The 16,615-nt window shown below is 57.0% G+C and carries 13 protein-coding genes; 5 read left to right on the forward strand and 8 right to left on the reverse strand.

The window, feature by feature from the left end; all coding sequences use genetic code 11:
* Positions 1-57: 57 nt before the first annotated feature.
* On the reverse strand, positions 58-3,117 hold the full coding sequence (fdnG, locus tag KCG39_RS09520; protein WP_142467872.1) for a formate dehydrogenase-N subunit alpha: 3,060 nt from the start codon (positions 3,115-3,117) through the stop codon (positions 58-60).
* A gap of 713 nt (positions 3,118-3,830) precedes the next feature.
* Between fdnG and KCG39_RS09525 the strand changes: the two genes are divergently transcribed.
* From KCG39_RS09525 to KCG39_RS09540, 4 genes are all read left to right on the forward strand, one after another.
* On the forward strand, positions 3,831-5,738 hold the full coding sequence (locus KCG39_RS09525) for a sensor histidine kinase (protein WP_049113241.1): 1,908 nt from the start codon (positions 3,831-3,833) through the stop codon (positions 5,736-5,738).
* Positions 5,735-6,433, forward strand: coding sequence for a response regulator transcription factor (locus tag KCG39_RS09530; protein WP_004122558.1), 699 nt, complete (start codon positions 5,735-5,737; stop codon positions 6,431-6,433). The genes KCG39_RS09525 and KCG39_RS09530 overlap by 4 nt, the downstream gene beginning before the upstream one ends.
* Before the next feature lie 365 nt (positions 6,434-6,798).
* The gene (locus KCG39_RS09535; protein ID WP_004138686.1) at positions 6,799-6,939 is read left to right on the forward strand and encodes a small membrane protein; all 141 of its coding nucleotides are present in this window, start codon (positions 6,799-6,801) and stop codon (positions 6,937-6,939) included.
* Between the two features lie 108 nt (positions 6,940-7,047).
* Positions 7,048-7,665, forward strand: a complete 618-nt coding sequence (locus KCG39_RS09540) for a helix-turn-helix transcriptional regulator (protein ID WP_004122561.1) — start codon at positions 7,048-7,050, stop codon at positions 7,663-7,665.
* A 299-nt stretch (positions 7,666-7,964) separates the two neighbouring features.
* Here the strand turns inward: KCG39_RS09540 and KCG39_RS09545 are convergent, their stop codons facing one another.
* The 7 genes from KCG39_RS09545 to KCG39_RS09575 all read right to left on the reverse strand — a co-directional run bounded on the left by KCG39_RS09545 (position 7,965) and on the right by KCG39_RS09575 (position 15,659).
* Positions 7,965-9,197 carry a dicarboxylate/amino acid:cation symporter gene (locus KCG39_RS09545; protein ID WP_235891357.1) on the reverse strand — a complete coding sequence of 411 codons (1,233 nt, stop codon included), beginning with the start codon at positions 9,195-9,197 and terminating at the stop codon, positions 7,965-7,967.
* A gap of 276 nt (positions 9,198-9,473) precedes the next feature.
* Positions 9,474-10,988 carry an ABC transporter substrate-binding protein gene (locus KCG39_RS09550; RefSeq protein ID WP_004122573.1) on the reverse strand — a complete coding sequence of 505 codons (1,515 nt, stop codon included), beginning with the start codon at positions 10,986-10,988 and terminating at the stop codon, positions 9,474-9,476.
* Positions 10,969-12,003: an ABC transporter ATP-binding protein gene (locus KCG39_RS09555; protein ID WP_004122577.1), complete on the reverse strand. Its 1,035-nt coding sequence runs from the start codon at positions 12,001-12,003 to the stop codon at positions 10,969-10,971. Before KCG39_RS09555 ends, KCG39_RS09550 begins: the two co-directional genes overlap by 20 nt.
* Complete coding sequence (locus tag KCG39_RS09560; protein WP_064362993.1) at positions 12,003-12,983, reverse strand: ABC transporter ATP-binding protein; 981 nt, start codon at positions 12,981-12,983, stop codon at positions 12,003-12,005. Before KCG39_RS09560 ends, KCG39_RS09555 begins: the two co-directional genes overlap by 1 nt.
* Complete coding sequence (locus tag KCG39_RS09565; RefSeq protein ID WP_142467873.1) at positions 12,980-13,825, reverse strand: ABC transporter permease; 846 nt, start codon at positions 13,823-13,825, stop codon at positions 12,980-12,982. The genes KCG39_RS09560 and KCG39_RS09565 overlap by 4 nt, the downstream gene beginning before the upstream one ends.
* Positions 13,822-14,760 (reverse strand): ABC transporter permease, encoded by a 939-nt coding sequence (locus tag KCG39_RS09570; RefSeq protein WP_004122588.1) that lies wholly within the window; start codon positions 14,758-14,760, stop codon positions 13,822-13,824. The genes KCG39_RS09565 and KCG39_RS09570 overlap by 4 nt, the downstream gene beginning before the upstream one ends.
* A complete protein-coding gene (locus KCG39_RS09575; RefSeq protein ID WP_049113251.1) occupies positions 14,760-15,659 on the reverse strand; it encodes a proline iminopeptidase-family hydrolase in 900 nt (299 codons plus the stop codon). The genes KCG39_RS09570 and KCG39_RS09575 overlap by 1 nt, the downstream gene beginning before the upstream one ends.
* 201 nt (positions 15,660-15,860) lie before the next feature.
* Between KCG39_RS09575 and KCG39_RS09580 the strand changes: the two genes are divergently transcribed.
* Positions 15,861-16,613: a helix-turn-helix transcriptional regulator gene (locus tag KCG39_RS09580; protein ID WP_004122595.1), complete on the forward strand. Its 753-nt coding sequence runs from the start codon at positions 15,861-15,863 to the stop codon at positions 16,611-16,613.
* Positions 16,614-16,615 lie beyond the last annotated feature (2 nt).

Below are 16,615 nucleotides of genomic sequence, written 5' to 3' on the forward strand. Positions count from 1 at the left end.
GTAGCGTTTCTACGCTCCCGGCATTCACGGCGTCACCGCCTTCCTGCAACCTGAAATCTATTGGGTATCCACCTTTTCCACGTTCACGAGGAAAGCTTTATATTCAGGCGTCTGCGAGTTCGCGTCCCCCACCGATGGCGTCAGCGTATTGGCCAGGAATCCTTTCCGCGTCGCCCCCTCAAAACCCCAGTGGCACGGAATACCGATGGTATTCACCGTACGGCCATCAATAGTCAGCGCCTGTATTCGCTTAGTCACTACCGCTTTGGCTTTAATAAACCCGCGCTTCGACATCACTTTTACCGTGTCCCCCGCGACGATGCCCTTCTCCTTCGCCAACGCCTCGCCAATTTCAACAAACTGCTCGGGCTGAACGATGGCGTTCAGCCGCGCATGCTTGGTCCAGTGACGGAACAGTTCGGTGATTGAGTAGGTTGTCGCCACGTAGGGGAACTCATCCGCCTTGCCCATATTCGCCAGGTCATCGTGAAAGATGCGCGCTACCGGGCTGGAGACCACTTTCGGGTGCAGCGGGTTAGTGCCAATCGGCGATTCGACAGGCTCATAGTGTTCCGGGAACGGGCCATCGTTTAGTTTGTCCAGCGAGAACAGGCGCGCCACGCCTTCCGGATTCATGATAAACGGCCCGACGTTGGTGCCCGGCGCCGCCTGGCTATAGTCGGCGACGTCCATACCGGTCCAGCGTTTGCCGTCCCAGTTCAGCAGCGAGCGCTGCGGATCCCAGGGTTTACCCGCCGGGTCCGCGGAGGCGCGGTTGTAGAGGATGCGGCGGTTCGCCGGCCAGGACCATGCCCAGCCGGGTGTACAGCCTAAACCATACGGGTCGCTATTATCGCGGTTCGCCATCTGATTGCCCTGCTCGGTCCAGCAGCCGCAATAAACCCAGCAGTAGCTGCTGGTTGAACCGTCATCTTTTAGCTGCGCGAAGCTGCTCAGCTGCTGGCCTTTTTTGATAACCACCCGGCCCTGCTCGTCAACGATATCGCGCAGCGCCTTGCCGTTGGCCTCCCTGGCGACCTCTTCCGGCTGCGGGTCGAGGGGATCGTGATAATCCCAGGACATATTCAGCACCGGCGCCGGGTTTGCGCCGCCCTCTTGCCGATACAGATCGCGCAGGCGCATAAACAGGCGACCGAGAATTTTGCCATCGTGGAGCGCTTCGCCCGGCGGTTCGGCCGCCGCCCAGTGCCACTGCAGCCAGCGGCCCGAATTAGCGATCGAACCGTTCTCTTCGGCGAAGCAGGAGGACGGCAGGCGGAAGACTTCGGTCTGGATATCTGCAGGACGCACGTCGTTCATTTCGCCGTGGTTCTGCCAGAAATTCGACGACTCGGTCACCAGCGGATCGATCACCACCAGATATTTAAGCTTCGCCAGCGCGCGGGCGGATTTGTTTTTATCCGGGAACGCCGCCAGCGGGTTAAATCCCTGCACCACGTAGCCGTTGATTATGCCCTGGGCCATCAGCTCGGCCTGGGTCATGACATCGTATAAACGATCCCATTTCGGCAGCCAGTCATAGCCCCAGCTGTTTTCCGCGGTTGCGGCATCGCCCCAGAAGCTTTTCATCATGCTGACGAAAAACTTCGGCGTATTTTGCCAGTAATTCACTTCGTTCACGCCCAGCGCCGCGGGGGTGATTTGTGAAATATAGCTCTGATAATCAACCTGTTTTTCCGACGGTAGCGGCATATATCCCGGCAGATTGGTCGAAAGCAGTCCCAGGTCGGTATAGCCCTGAATATTGGAGTGCCCGCGCAGCGCGTTAACGCCGCCGCCTGCCATGCCGATATTGCCCAACAGCAGCTGTAGCATCGCGGCCGCGCGGATAGTTTGCGCTCCGGTGGTGTGATGGGTCCAACCGAGGGCATACAGGATTGTCGCGGTTCGATTCGCAGCGCTGGTGCTGGCTAACAGTTCGCAAATGCGCTGAAAATCGTGTAAAGAGGTGCCGCACAGGCGGTTGACAAGTTCCGGCGTATAGCGCTCAACGTGCTGTTTCAATAGATTCCAGACGCAGCGCGGATGGTTCCACGTATCATCGCGCCTGGCGTAGCCGTTAGCGTCGAGTTCATAGTTCCAGCTGACTTTATCGTACTGACGCTTCTGCGGATCAAAGCCGCTAAACAGCCCCTCGTCGAAATCATAATCTTCCCGCACGATCATGCTGGCGTTGGTGTAGTGACGCACGTACTCATGCTGTATCCGATCGTGTTCGATCAGATAGCGGATCGCGCCGAGCAGGAAAGCGCTGTCGGAGCCGGCGCGAATGGGCGCGTACAGGTCAGCCACCGCCGCGCTGCGGTTAAAGCGCGGATCAACGACGATAACGGTCGCATTATTTTTAATTTTGGCTTCGATAACCCATTTGAACCCTACCGGATGCGCTTCCGCCGCGTTGCCGCCCATAATCAGCACCACATTGGCGTTTTTAATATCCACCCAGTTGTTGGTCATCGCCCCACGACCAAAGGTTGGCGCCAGCGCCGATACCGTCGGGCCGTGGCAAAGGCGCGCCTGGCAGTCAATCGATACCATCCCCAGCGCGCGGGTAAATTTACCGTCAAGGATCCCGGTTTCATTACTCGCCGCCGAAGAGCACAGCATGCTGGTTGAGGTCCAGCGGTTGACGGTGACGCCCTGGGCATTCTTTTCGATAAAGTTGGCGTCGCGGTCATCTTTCATCAATCGCGCGATACGATCGATGGCCTCATCCCAGCTTATACGCGTCCACTTATCCGAGCCCGGCGCGCGGTACTCCGGATAGCGTAATCGGTTATCGCTGTGAATATAGTCCAGTACGCCTGCGCCTTTTGGGCACAGCGACCCGCGGCTCACGGGATGATCGGGGTCGCCTTCGACGTGATAAATGCGTTCACGCACGTTTTTGGCGTTATCTCCGAAGCTGTACATGAGGATCCCGCAGCCGACTGAACAGTAGGTGCAGTTATTACGGGTTTCTTTAGCTTTTAAGAGTTTATATTGACGCGTCTCTGCGTGAGCGGAAAACGAGGGAAGAAAACCAAGCGATGCTACGGTCGTCCCTGCCATACCACCCGCGCAGATGCGAAAGAACTGCCTGCGACTGAGCTCCATTGTGCCTCCAGCTTAAACTTAAGACAGGAAAAGGGACAATGATTATACGGGTATTTTTGGCTTTTGCATCTGCTGTTAACATTTACGACAAATAATAAACAATCAATCCTTTTTATTTCAATTAGTTAACATCAATCGCTTTAAAACAGCGGCCAGGAATGTTAACACCATGCTAATCATTGTTATCCCCTGCCGTCAGCAATCCTTCGAACCGTACCTAACCTCATTCGACGATGCGGGCAATGCGCCGCCTTTATCCGGCCATCAATAACAACGGTAATTAACGTTTAATATAACTATCTGGTTTTATATGCGCTGCTTAAATAATTTATTGTCAATTTTTATATAACTATCGCGTGAATTCATGGCATAACATCATAAAACCGTATGTCGCGACTGAACTTTCCGCTTGCTTATTATCCAACTCCCCCATACGTTAACTTTTATTAAGAATTTGCTTACAGCAGGTCTGGCCAGTTCTCCGGCATGTAGATAACGCTGGAATAATATCTTCGGCACCAGCAGAATGCTGCGTTGTCCAGCCCTACACGTATATTTGCCGAATGGCGGAGGGTTATCTGTGCCAGTAGCAGAGTCCCTGTTCATTTTTACCGTACTGATTTATTAATCCATGCCATAAGGGGGCGTGATTGTATCGTTTGTGCGCTTTTTTTGATCTTATTCGCAGGAGCCACAGCGCGTATTTCTGGGCAATGTGCGGCGTCATCATTTCCCTGCTGTGGTGGGCGCCGGCGCGCGCGGAAGTCCGGCAGTTGGGTATCGATATCCCGGTCTACTGGTACGCCGACGCCAGCGATACAATGTCCCTCGACGCCTTTCTTTCGCTGCCAGAGGAGGCGCTAAAAACGGCGCCGCTTATCCCGTCGTTCGGCTATTCGTCAAAGACCTACTGGCTACGCACTTCGCTCCCGGCGGCCTGGTTTGCTGGCGAACAGCGCTGGCTGCAGCTCGGTCCGTCGTTTGTCGATCGCTTGACCGTTTTTTATCGCCCCTACGCTAGCGATGCCCCCTGGAAACAAAAAGAGTTTGGCGACCACGCTTCTGCCCGCGATAACGATCTCGACTACCGCGAAAGCGTGCTAATTTTACCGCCCCCGCCCACGGCGGCTGGCTACGAGATGGTCTTCCGTCTCCAGAGCACCAGCACCCTGATCCTGCTGGCGACGCTCTCGTCACCGCAGGAGTTCGTACGTTCGGCCACCCTCGATACCGCCTTCTGGAGTTTCTATTTTGGCCTGGCGGTGATTGCCAGCGGTATCGCCCTGTGGCTTGCCGTCGCGCTGCGCCGACGCCTGCTGTGGGGGATCTGCCTGTTCTCGCTCAACTATCCGCTCGTCGCGGCCCTTCATGGCTACCCGGAATGGCTCTTTGGCGACGCCCTACTGCCGGTGCAGGATTACATGATTAGCTGCCTGTCGCTGGTGAGCTACGCCACCGCGCTGTGGTTACATAGCGAAGTTTTCGATTTGAAGAAAAACATGCCACGGCTGTATCAACTGCTGCTGGCGGCGATCGCCTTAAACATTGTTCTGCAAATCAGTATCCCGCTAGGGTTTTACGGCCAGGCAATGCAGATTGAAGCGGGGATATTCTTCATCGCCGCGCCAATTCTGTTGATCACCTCATGGATGCTGTGGCGGCGCAAAGCGGTTGATATCAATACCCTGTTGTTGGGGCTGCTGCCGCCGGTATACGTGGTCTCCGCCGGGCTGGCGCTGCTCTCTATCCACGGCGTCATTCCGTTTCATAACATGGTTTATTCCACCTGGCAGTACGCGCTGATTATCCACATCGTCACCGTCCTGATCATTGCGGTGCTGCGGGTGCGGGCGGAAAACCGTACCCTGGTGCGCAAGCAGCAGCTGGCGCGGGAGCTACAGATTGAACGCGAGGCCAGCTTCCACCAGCGCCAGTTTATGGGAATGGTGGCGCATGAGTTCAGAACGCCGCTGGCGATCCTCCAGGCCGCGCTGGAAAATCTGCGCCTGAGTCCCGCAACCGTCACCCAGAGCTTGCGCCTCGATCGCATGCAGCGCGCGACAACCCGCCTGGTGCAGCTCACCGATAACTGCCTGGCCGACGCCCGCCTCTCCTCCCGAGACCTGCACGCCGACAAGCAGGATGCCGAACTGCTGCCGGTCATCCATATGGCGGCGACCGTCGTAGATCTTTCGCTTAATCATTATTTGAATGTCACCCTTGAGGGGCAAACTGTCGGCCCGCAATCCCCTTCACCGGTGCTGTTTATTGATAGCGGGCTGCTGTGTATTGCGATCGCCAACCTGCTCGATAACGCGGTTAAATATGCCGCAGCCGGGGAGATAAGAGTCGAGATTTATCAGCAGGAAAAGCACGTTGAATTACGCATTGGCGATCGCGGTCCCGGCATCCCGCCGGAACAGGTCGAGCATATTTACGAGCGCTATCGACGCGGCGAAACTCACACCACAACGCCTGCCGGGACCGGCCTTGGGCTGTACGTCGCCCGACAAATCATCCAGGCCCACGGCGGGGACCTATGGCTGGCAGAAAATAGCTCAGCCGGATGCGAATTTGCGCTCACTCTCCCGCTGACGGGACAGCAGAAGGACAAACCATGACATTACGCGTAGCTATCATCGAAGATAGCGCAGATCTACTCGACGAGCTGCTGGCTTTTCTGCGCCATCGCGGCTTCGACGCCTGGGGCGTCGGCAGCGCCGAGGCCTTCTGGCGGCAGCTGCATCGCGATCCGGTCGATATCGTACTTATCGATATTGGCCTGCCGGGCGAAGACGGGTTTAGCGTGCTGGACTATCTGCACGAGATTGGCCAGTTCGGCCTGGTCGTCATTACCGCCAGAGGGCATGAGCAGGATCGGCTCCAGGCCTTAAACGCCGGCGCCGACCTCTATCTCATCAAGCCGGTCAACTTTTCCGACCTCGCGGAGAGCATCCACGCGCTGGGCTCCCGGCTTCGCCAGCAACAACCGGCGGAAAGCGTCAATCCGGCGCCATTAGCGGAGCGGTCAGCCCCTTCCCACTGGATACTCCAGAGCGAGCGCCTGGTGGCGCCATCGGGGCGGATCCTGCCGCTAACACAGCAAGAGTACCGGCTGCTGGAAGTCTTAATGCGTAACCGCAATGAAGTGTGCAGCAAAGTTGACCTGCACACTTCTCTGTTTACCGATGAGGGCGAACCGGAACTGCACCGCATCGACGTGGTGATCAGCCGCCTGCGGCACAAGGCCCGCCTGCAGGGCATCACCCTGCCGATTCGCGCGATTTTTGGCAAAGGGCTGGCGTTTCTCTCTTGACCTTTTCCCAGCCGGCAGCGGCGGCGCTGCCGGCTATTGTTCCGCCATCCGCCCGGAGTGATGACTAGTATGTTTCCAGCCTGGTGTTTCTTGTTAATTTTTTTCAGTTTTTGAGAGGATTGAGAGAAATGAGACTGACAGCACATTAAGAATTTTCTTACATTGACAGGGCGTCGTGAGCGTTTTGACCCACAGCGGCTGAGCTAACAGGCTATTGCTGAATTTAGCACAAGCCGAATGCAGGCCGTTTGTCAGGCGCTTTTCGTTCGCGCATCGCGAGCACGGTTTAACGAAGAGTATAAAAATATTCGCGTGCCTGTGAGGTACATTTTTAAAACCAAAAATTAAGTTAAAGGATCTCAATTATGGCCATGCAAACATGGTTAGCCTTATTACTGTGCATATTTTGCCTTTGCGTTTCTGTTTATAGTCTGGTGTCGTATATCCGCGACAGGCGAAAACAGAAATTTCCATTTTCAGCAAAGAACTCTACGCGCAGAAAATAACTAAAGCCACATTAATAATAACGAAATCTGCATAGCAACAATCACCGCATACGCCCGGAGGATTGATCACAACATGGCGTTATGTTGATATATCAGGGAAATAACGCCATGAAAAAAGTAAACATCGCAATCAACACCAGAAATACCTTTCTCAGAGAATCATTGGTTTCCGTCGTCAATGAGCTCATCAGCCGCAGCGGTAATCTCAAAGTCGCTTTTTCTTATAAGCATAATGATTTTTTAGATAAAGATATCATCATCGCTGAAGTTCTCCCCGGCGAAATCTATCTGTGCAATACCAGCATAAAGAACCGTAAACAAAATAGTTCGGTGATTATCCTGCACAGCTATGACAAGTTACCGGAAAAAGAGCTGATCGTTAACTGTCTCAAGGGCGTTATCTTTGTCTCTATCAAATCGGTCAATATCGATAAAATGTTCGAAATTATTGCCCAGGAGCTAAAAAGGAGCGAAATTCCTCCCGACGCGCAGAGAAGCGACTCCACGCTCGTCTGCACCCATTGCCCGCATAAAATGCTCTCCAAATCGCAGGCTGCCGTCGCCACCGGCATCATCGATGGCTTTGATATCATTAAAATTTCTGCCCTCAACAAAGTCACCCCTAAAACCATCACCTGGCACAAAAGCAAAATCATGGAAAAATACAGTCTTAATAACAATCATGACTTTTTCCAGTTCATTAACTTGTTAAAAGAGCGCTGGTAAGCTCGCGCCCGCGCCCGCCGGTGAGCGCATTCTGGACGTTAAAATTAGGAATTTGACGGCTTGTCAGCGACGGGATTCCGAAAAAGATCGGTAACCTCAAAAACATCTACTCAGGGGTAACAGGCTGCGGGTACCATTACCCGGTTCCTCAATGTAAAAATACCGGAGCGTATTTTTATATAATAAGAACAACGTCTTTATCGAGGAATCTGTTACTTCGTCACATTGCCCCTTGCGTGCCTGTTAGGGGCCTCTTTTTCACTGCGGAACGCGCCCCCGTCAGAGAGGGCGCGCGACGATCAGGCTTCGGCCTGCTGAGGCGCAACTTCAGCCTCCGGGACCTCTTCCTGCAGTTGACCTTCATTTTTTGACAGCATCGCCGTCGCAATCCCGTTACCCAGCACGTTAATCGCTGAGCGCCCCATATCGAGGAAATGGTCAATGCCCATCAGCAGCAAAATACCTGCCACCGGAATATTGAAGCTCGGGATGGTGGCGGCCAGCACCACCAGCGCCGAACGCGGTACCCCGGCAATCCCTTTCGAGGCCAGCATCAGCGTCAGCATCATCACGGTAATTTCGCTAAAGCTCAGCTGAACATTATAGGCCTGAGCGATAAACATGGCGGCAAAAGAGCAGTACACCATTGAGCCGACCAGGTTAAAGGAGTAGCCGATGGGCAGCACAAACGACGCGATATTTCGCGAGCAGCCAAATTCCACCAGGCGCTCCAGGGTCTTCGGATAGGCCGCTTCGGAACTGCTGGTGGTGAACGCCACCAGCACCGGGTCTTTCAGCATATTCAGCAGGCGAAAAACCTCTTTCTTGAGCACCATATACCCCACCGCCAGCAGCACCGCGCTGGTCAGCAGGATCGCGACATAGTATCCGCCGATAAACGAGGCATAGTTAAGCAGGATCCCCAGCCCCTGCGAGGCGATAACCGAAGAGATAGCGGCGAAAATCGCCAGCGGCGCGACGTACATCACGTACCCGGTCACCTTCAGCATAATGTGGGAAATCACGTTGAGCGCCGCCACCAGCGGGGCATTGAATTTCTCCCCCAGCGACGCCCCGGCGATACCGAAGAACATTGAGAACACCACGATTTGCAGAATCTCGTTGCTGGCCATCGCTTCGGTAATGCTGGTTGGGATGGTATGGGTCAGAAAGCCTTTCAGGCTCATCCCGCTCACCGCCAGCCCGGTATCCACGGATTCTTTCGGGATCGCCAGGTTCAGGCCGGCGCCGGGATGCTCGAGGGTAACGATCACCAGCCCGACCAGAATGGAGAGAATTGACGAGGTAATAAACCACACCATGGCTTTACCGCCGACCCGGCCAATGGTCGCCGTTTCGCCAAGGCGCATAATACCGACCGTCAGGGTACTGAAGACTAACGGCGCAATCACCATTTTAATCAGGCGCAGGAACACATCGGTCAGCAGCGTAATGTTTTCCGACCATGCGGTTATGGTCGTTTGCCCGGCGTAAGCGTGGATGGCCGCACCGGAGAGGATCCCCAGCAGCATGAAGATGACGATGAACAGCGTGAGTTTGTTTGCACTTGCCACAAAAATTAACCCCTGATTTATTTAACGTGTTGTTTTTTAATGTATATATTTTTTAATTATTGAAATACATTAAACATTCACCACATAAATTGAATAAAAGCAGGCGGGGTTACAACTCTTTTTTAGTTTTTATAGTAAAAGTTAATGTACTGGTTGATATGCATCAAACCGCGTCGTGCCGCCGGTAAGATGAAAAAGGCGCCGGCGTCAGAGACCAACCGGCGCAAAGAGGCATTAGCGTTTTACGGTATCCTCCAGGAAGAAACGTCCCAGCGGATTCTGATAAAAACCATCGATATTTTTGCGGCTGACGTTACGGTACGGGCTGTAGTAGAGGTCAACCCAGTTCACGTCGGCCTTAGCCATTTTTTGCAGGTCGATATACATCTGCTCGCGCTTTTTACCGTCCATTTCGACGCGCGCGGCAGCCACCAGCGCTTTTACCTGCTCGTTATGATAGCGAGTCATATAGTTCATATTGGCATCGTGACCAAGCACGAAAGTGGTTTTCTGATCGGGGTCGAGAATATCGTTGGTCCAGTACATCACCGAAATATCGTACTCTCCGGCCACCAGCATATCCCAGCTCTGGCTCGGGTCGACTTTTTGCAAATTCACCGTCACCCCGGCTTTCGCCAGCTGCTGTTGCAGCAAAATGGCAATCTGCTCATCGACTTCATCCCCGGCGTTGACCACGTAGTTCAGCTTCAGATCGGCAGCGCCCGCCGCTTTTAGCATCGCTTTGGCCTTCTGCGGATCGTAAGGCCGACGAAGATTATCCTGATAGTGGTAAAGCGCCCCGGCGGGAATATAGGAGTTGGCCACCTGGCCGTAGCCAAAGGTCACGGTCTTCACGATCGCGTCTTTATCAATCGCGAAGTCCAGCGCCTGGCGCACCTCTACCTTGCCCAGCGCGCCGTGAGAATGGTTGATCAGCAGATGGTCCTCGCGCGTGGAGGGGTCCAGCTCCACCTTCAGATTGGCATCCTTTTGTAACGATGCAATGCGCGAGAAAGGCACGGTCAGCGCGGCGTCGAGCTCGCCGGCCTGCACCTTCAGCATGCGGGTATTATCGTCCGGAATGGTTAACCACTCCACGCCATCGAGGCTAACGTTTTTCGCCTGCCAGAAGTGCGGGTTCTTCACCAGCACGATCTTTTCCCCGCGCAGCCACTCTTTCACGCTAAACGCGCCGGAGCCCACGGGTTTTTCGGCAAACGCCTCTTCGCCTTCCGCTTTCATCGCCTTCTGCGAAATCACCGAGGCGTTCGGCAGGGCAAGCTGCGACAAGAACGGCGCTGACGGCGATTTCAGCGTCACTACCAGCGTGCGCGGGTCCGGGGCTTCCGCTTTGGCAATAATGCTATAGGAGTCGCGCCACAGCGAGCCTTCATCATCGCGGATACGAATTAAGCTAAACGCCGCATCGCTGGCGGTCAGCGGTGTGCCGTCAGAGAAGGTCGTGTCGCGAATTTTAAAAGTGTAGACCTTGCCATCCGGAGAAATCGTCCAGCTCTCAGCCACGCCCGGCTCCAGCTTCGTCCCGCTCTTATCTACCCGCACCAGCGGGTCAAAAACGTTGGAAAAGACCCAGTTATCCGCGTTTTGCGCCGATTTTATCGGGTCAAACGTGGTGCTGTCCTCCCGGCGGCCAATGGTCAATACCCCCGCCGCCTGGGCCATTTCGCTCACCACGCTAAGCGCCAGAAAAACGCTCGCCGCCAGTAACTTAACTTGCCTGTGCTTCATCAAAAGATCCCCCTGTTAAAGGAAAAACGGTCTCATCACCCGCGAGGTTGAGCACGCAGGCATAAGCGCGGTCGGCAATCTGCCGGGTTGGTGGTGGTGCGCCGGTGCGGCACTGCACCTGCGCATAAGGGCAGCGCGGATGAAATGCACAGCCTTGTGGAACGGCAACGGGGCTGGGCGGCTCGCCCCCCAGCAAATTCTTCGGTAGGGGTTTATCCGGGTCGATTTCCGGGATCGCCGAGACCAGCGCGGCGGTATAAGGATGCAGCGGACGGGTGAAGACCGCCTCTGCAGGCCCCTCCTCCACAATCCGCCCAAGGTACATTACCGCCACCCGATCGCAGAGCCGCCGCACAATCGCCAGATCGTGGGCGATAAACAGAATCGCCAGCCCCATCTTCTCCCGCAGCTCCATCAGCAGGTTGACGATCTGTCCCTGAATAGAGACGTCCAGCGCCGCGACGCACTCATCGGCCACGATCAGTCGCGGCTCCATGGCCAGCGCTCTGGCAATACCGACGCGCTGGCACTGGCCGCCGCTAAGCTGGGCTGGTTTCGCGCTGGCATGCTGCGGACGCAGGCCGACCAGGGTGAGCAGTTCTGCTACCCGCAGCGCCTCCTGCCCGCGGGGCACTTTTTGATGCACGCGCAGCACCTCGGCGATGCTCTCTCCCACGGTCTGCCGCGGGTTTAACGAGGCAAAGGGATCCTGGAAAATCATCGCGCTTTGCTGGCGCAGACGGGCGATATCGCTGGTTAAGCCATGGGTAATACGCTGCCCCTCGAACCGCACCTCGCCATCGGCTACCCGTTCAAGCTGTAACAGCGCTCGGCCAAGCGTGCTCTTGCCGCTGCCGGACTCGCCGACCAGACCGAGCGTTTCGCCAGGAAAGATCTGCATCGTGACCTGGTTCACCGCGTGCACGACCCGCTTCGGCTGCCAAAGACCGCCCGATACCGGGAAGGTGACGCAAAGATTATCGGCCTCAAGCAGCGGCCAGTGAGCGTTAACCATTATCCCTCCTGCCGGGTCAGCGTGGGTAACCGGTGATGACAAGCCACCGCGTGGCTATGGCGATCCTGTCCGTAATGCAGCGGCGGCTGCTGCAGGCACGCTTCATCGGCGCGGCGGCAGCGCGGATGAAAGCGACAGCCTGATGGAAAGTGGTCGGCGCTCGGCGGCTGGCCGTCGATGATCGTCAGCCTCCCCCGTCCGCCTTCGCTGGCCGGCTGACAATCAATAAGTCCGCGGGTATAAGGGTGCAGCGGCCCGGCGAGCACTTCGCGTTTGTCGCCCACCTCGCAGAGCCTGCCGCCGTACATCACCGCGATCCGGTCGCAGGTTTGCGCCACCACCCCGAGATCGTGGGTGATCATAATGACCGCCAGCCCCAGCTCGGCACGCAGGTCGCTGAGCAGGCGCAAAATCTGCATCTGCACGGTGACGTCCAGCGCGGTCGTCGGTTCGTCGGCAATCAGCAGCCTCGGTTCCGGCGCGAGGGCGACGGCGATCATCGCCCGCTGGCGCATCCCGCCGGAAAATTCGTGCGGATAGCTATTAAGCCGATTCTGCGGGTCCGGGATGCCGACCTGGCGCAGCAGGGCCAGCGCATCCTCCCGCGCCTGACGGCGGTTTGCCGAAAAATGGAGGCGCCGGCTTTCCGCGATCTGCTCCCCAATGGTCATCACCGGATTGAGATGGCTGGTCGGGTTCTGGAAAATCATACCGATTTCCCGCCCGCGCACCGCCGACATTTGCCCTTCGCTGAGGGGCAAAATATCCCGGCCGTCGAGCACAACCTCACCGCCGCTAATCCGCAGTCCGTCCCCCGGCAGCAGGCGCATCAGCGCCCGGCAGGTCACGGTTTTTCCCGACCCGCTTTCGCCAACCAGCCCCAGCATCTCCCCGGCTTCAAGCGCGAATGAGACGTTATCGACCAGCGCGATATCCTCGCCGCGCGTAACCGTCAGGCGATTCACCTTCAGCAAACTCATCCCCGTCCTCCTAACTTGTCGCCGAGCCCATCGGCCAGCAGGCTAAAGCCCATCGCCAGCAGCACGATGGCGAGCCCAGGAAAGGTGGTTATCCACCATGCGGTAGTGATAAAGCTCTGCCCTTCGGCCACCATAACGCCCCATTCGGCGGTTGGCGGCTGCACGCCGAGCCCGAGATAGCTCACCGCAGCTCCGTTCAGCAGCACCAGTACGCAGTCGGACATCGAAAAAACGATCGCTCCGGTTAGCGCGTTCGGCAGCAGATGGCGGAACAAAATCCGCAGATGGCCGTAGCCCAGACTGCGGGCCGCCAGAATAAAATCGCGCTGTTTCAGCGTCAGTACCTGAGCGCGCACCAGCCGGGCGTATGAGACCCAGCCCACCATCGCCATCGCGATGTAAAAGCTGCTCAGCCCCGGCCCGAGAATGGCGATGATTGCCAGCATCAGCACCAGAAACGGAAAGGCCAGCACGATATCAATAACCCGCATCACCAGCGCATCGACCACGCCGCCAGAATAGCCGGCAAGCGCCCCCAGCGCGGTGCCGAGCATAAAGGGGAACAGCACCCCCAGCAGGCAGATTTGTAGATCGACCCGCGCTCCCCACAGCACGCGGGAAAAAACGTCGCGGCCAAAGTTGTCGGTACCGAAGAGATGCGCGCCGCCCGGCGACAGCAGGCTGGAAGAGGCGTCCTGGGCAATCGGATCGAACGGCGCGATCCACGGCGCCAGACTGGCGACCAGCAGCCATAGCCCGACGATCGCCAGTCCGGCACAGAGCGCCTGCTGACGCGGGATAGCCCGTTGACGCAGGCGGGAAAACGTCGCTATCGCCTTCATAGTTTTATCCTCGGGTCGAGGGCTACGGTAAGAATATCCGCCAGCAGGCTGACCGCTACGGTCGCGAGAGCAAAGACCATCACCACGCCCTGTACCACCATGTAGTCGCGGCTAAAAATCGCTTTAACCAACAGCTGTCCGAGGCCAGGGATGGCAAACACGCTTTCGATCACCACCGTACTGCCAATGAGCCAGCCAATATTCACCGCCAGCAGATTGATGGTCGGCACCAGAGAGTTCGGCAGCACGTGCCGCCAGAAGATACGTCTTTCCTGCTGCCCCCGCGCCCGGGCCGCCACCACATAGTCGCTATTCATCTCCATCAGCAGGCTGGCGCGCAGGTTGCGAATCAATACCGCCGACAGCGCCAGCGCCACGGTCAGGCACGGCAGAACCATATGGTGCAGCTGGTCTAAAAAATCACTGCCGTAGCCGGAGACCGGAAACCAGCCGAGCACGATACTGAACAGCAGAATCAACATGATACCGAGCCAGAACGCCGGAAACCCGAGCCCGGCGGTCGTAAACAGACGAATCAGCCGATCGGCGAGGCGCCCGCGCTGGCGGGCGGCTATCGCCGCCAGCGGTACCGTCAACGCAATTGCCAGCAGAACGCTGCCGAGCACCAGCCATAGCGTCGGTTCCAGACGCGAAGTAATCAGCTTCAGGGTATCGACCCGGTAAACAATTGACTTACCCAGCTCGCCCTGCAGCAGATTGCGCAGAAAATAGCCGTACTGAACCCACAGCGGTTCATCAAGGCCAAACTGCGCGCGGATGCGGGCCAGCGCCGCCGGCGTGCTGCGCACCCCGAGCAGAATACGCGCCGGATCGCCGGGGATGGCGCGCACCATCATGAAGGTGATCAGGCTGATACCCAGCAGAACCGGCAGCAGCTGTAGCGGGCGAAGAAGCAAAAAGCGGTAACGGTGCATCAACAGCCTCCCGCGTCGCGCTGGCGCGCCAGAAAATCGAGCAGTACCGGGTAGTAAGCCTGCGGCTCTTCGTAAAACGGCATATGGCTGCTGTTGGCAAAAATGGCTATTTCGGCGTTCGCCAGCCCCTGCTTCATTTTCAGGGCGCAGGCGGGCGTCAGTTCATCGTGCTGGCCGCTGGTGATCAGACAGGGCGCGCGGATTGACGCCAGTTCAGCGCTGCGGTTCCAGTTTTTCAAATTGCCGGTATAGAGGAATTCGTTCGGCCCCTGCATGGTGGTATACGGCCCCATATTCCAGTCCCCAAGCGAGCGGATAACCGGCTCTGGCCAGACGTCAAGGCGGCACACGTGGCGATAATTCAGCAGAGTAATCGCCGCCTGATAGGCCGGATGATCCAACCAGCCGAGCGCTTCGTAGCGCTGCATCATCGCGACGGTTTCTGGCCCCAGCGCCCCGCGCAGACGGTTTAGCTCCTGCACCAGATGCGGCATATCAGCGACGGTGTTTTCCAGAATCAGCGAGCGAATTGCGCCAGGATGGTGCAACGCCACTTCAATCGCCAGCCATCCGCCCCACGAGTGACCAAGCAGATGCACCTTACCGAGCCCCAGCGCCTGACGCACGGTCTCCACTTCACGCACGTAGCGCGCCATCGTCCACAGGCTGGCATCATCCGGCCGATCGGACTTGCCGGTACCCAACTGGTCAAACGCGATCACCCGATAACCGTGAAGCTTCAGGCAGGAGTGGGCTTCGCGCAGATAATCGCAGGGCAGCCCCGGCCCGCCGTTGAGGCAGAGAACGGTCTCCTCGCCGTCGCCAAACTGATAGGCCACGACGTTATATCCCTCCACCGCAATGTTATGGCACTGATCGGGCGCTATTTCGCTCCACATGGTGTACTCCTCATCATCAATAGCGCGGTTCTGGCGTTGCGTTAACGCTAACGGCAACGGCAGAGGCTGAACAGTTAGCAAAAATACTAGTTTTGCGCGGCGCCGGTGCGGCACCGGAATTGCATGCCTTTTGCGCTAACTATTGACGGATTTGCACAAATCGTGCCCGTCGCAGGTCTCGTTTTAGATGAAGGGGGTTATATGCGACTGGAATTTGAACGCCCCGGCAGCGCGCGGGCGGCCAGCCTGGATGAGGCATTCAGCGGACTTTTTCACGCCACCCGGAAGTTAGGATTTGACGCGGTCATTTACGACTACACGCCGGTCCCGCGTTCTCTGGAAGGGGAGCTGATTACGCCTTCGCTGCTGAAAACGTGCAATGTGCCGGAAGATATGCGCCAGCTATGGTGCGAGCGCGGATATTACCAGGTTGATCCGGTGCAGCACTGCGCGCTAGAAAGCTGCGCGCCTTTTGTCTGGTCCTATCAACGACCGGACAACAGCATGCTGCGCGGGAGGTTGAACAATCACGCCACCGCGGTCACCGACTATATGCGCGAACATAATATGCCCTGCGGGGCGACGGTTCCCCTGCATCTCCCCAACGGCAGTTTCGTCACTCTCACCGGCATCCATACCGGCCAGCGTCAGGAACAGGAAATCAGCGCCACCCTGGCGCAGCTGATGCTGCTCGCCCACCAGTTTCAGGAGTCGGCGTTTCCGCTGTTCGACAGCACCCTGCTTACCTGCCGTCATGTGAAGCTAAGCAACCGCGAGCGCGAATGCCTGGCGTGGTCCGCCGAAGGACTTACCGCCAAAGAGATCGCCCGCAAGCTGCACCGCTCGGTGGCGACGGTGACGCTGCATCTTAATACCGCAGCCAAAAAGCTCGGCGCCAGCAACCGCGTACAGGCGGTAGTCCGCGCCCTGCACTACCGTCTGCTCGACAGCTAAGA

The organism is Klebsiella pasteurii, from assembly GCF_018139045.1.
Classification (GTDB): Bacteria; Pseudomonadota; Gammaproteobacteria; order Enterobacterales; family Enterobacteriaceae; genus Klebsiella; species Klebsiella grimontii.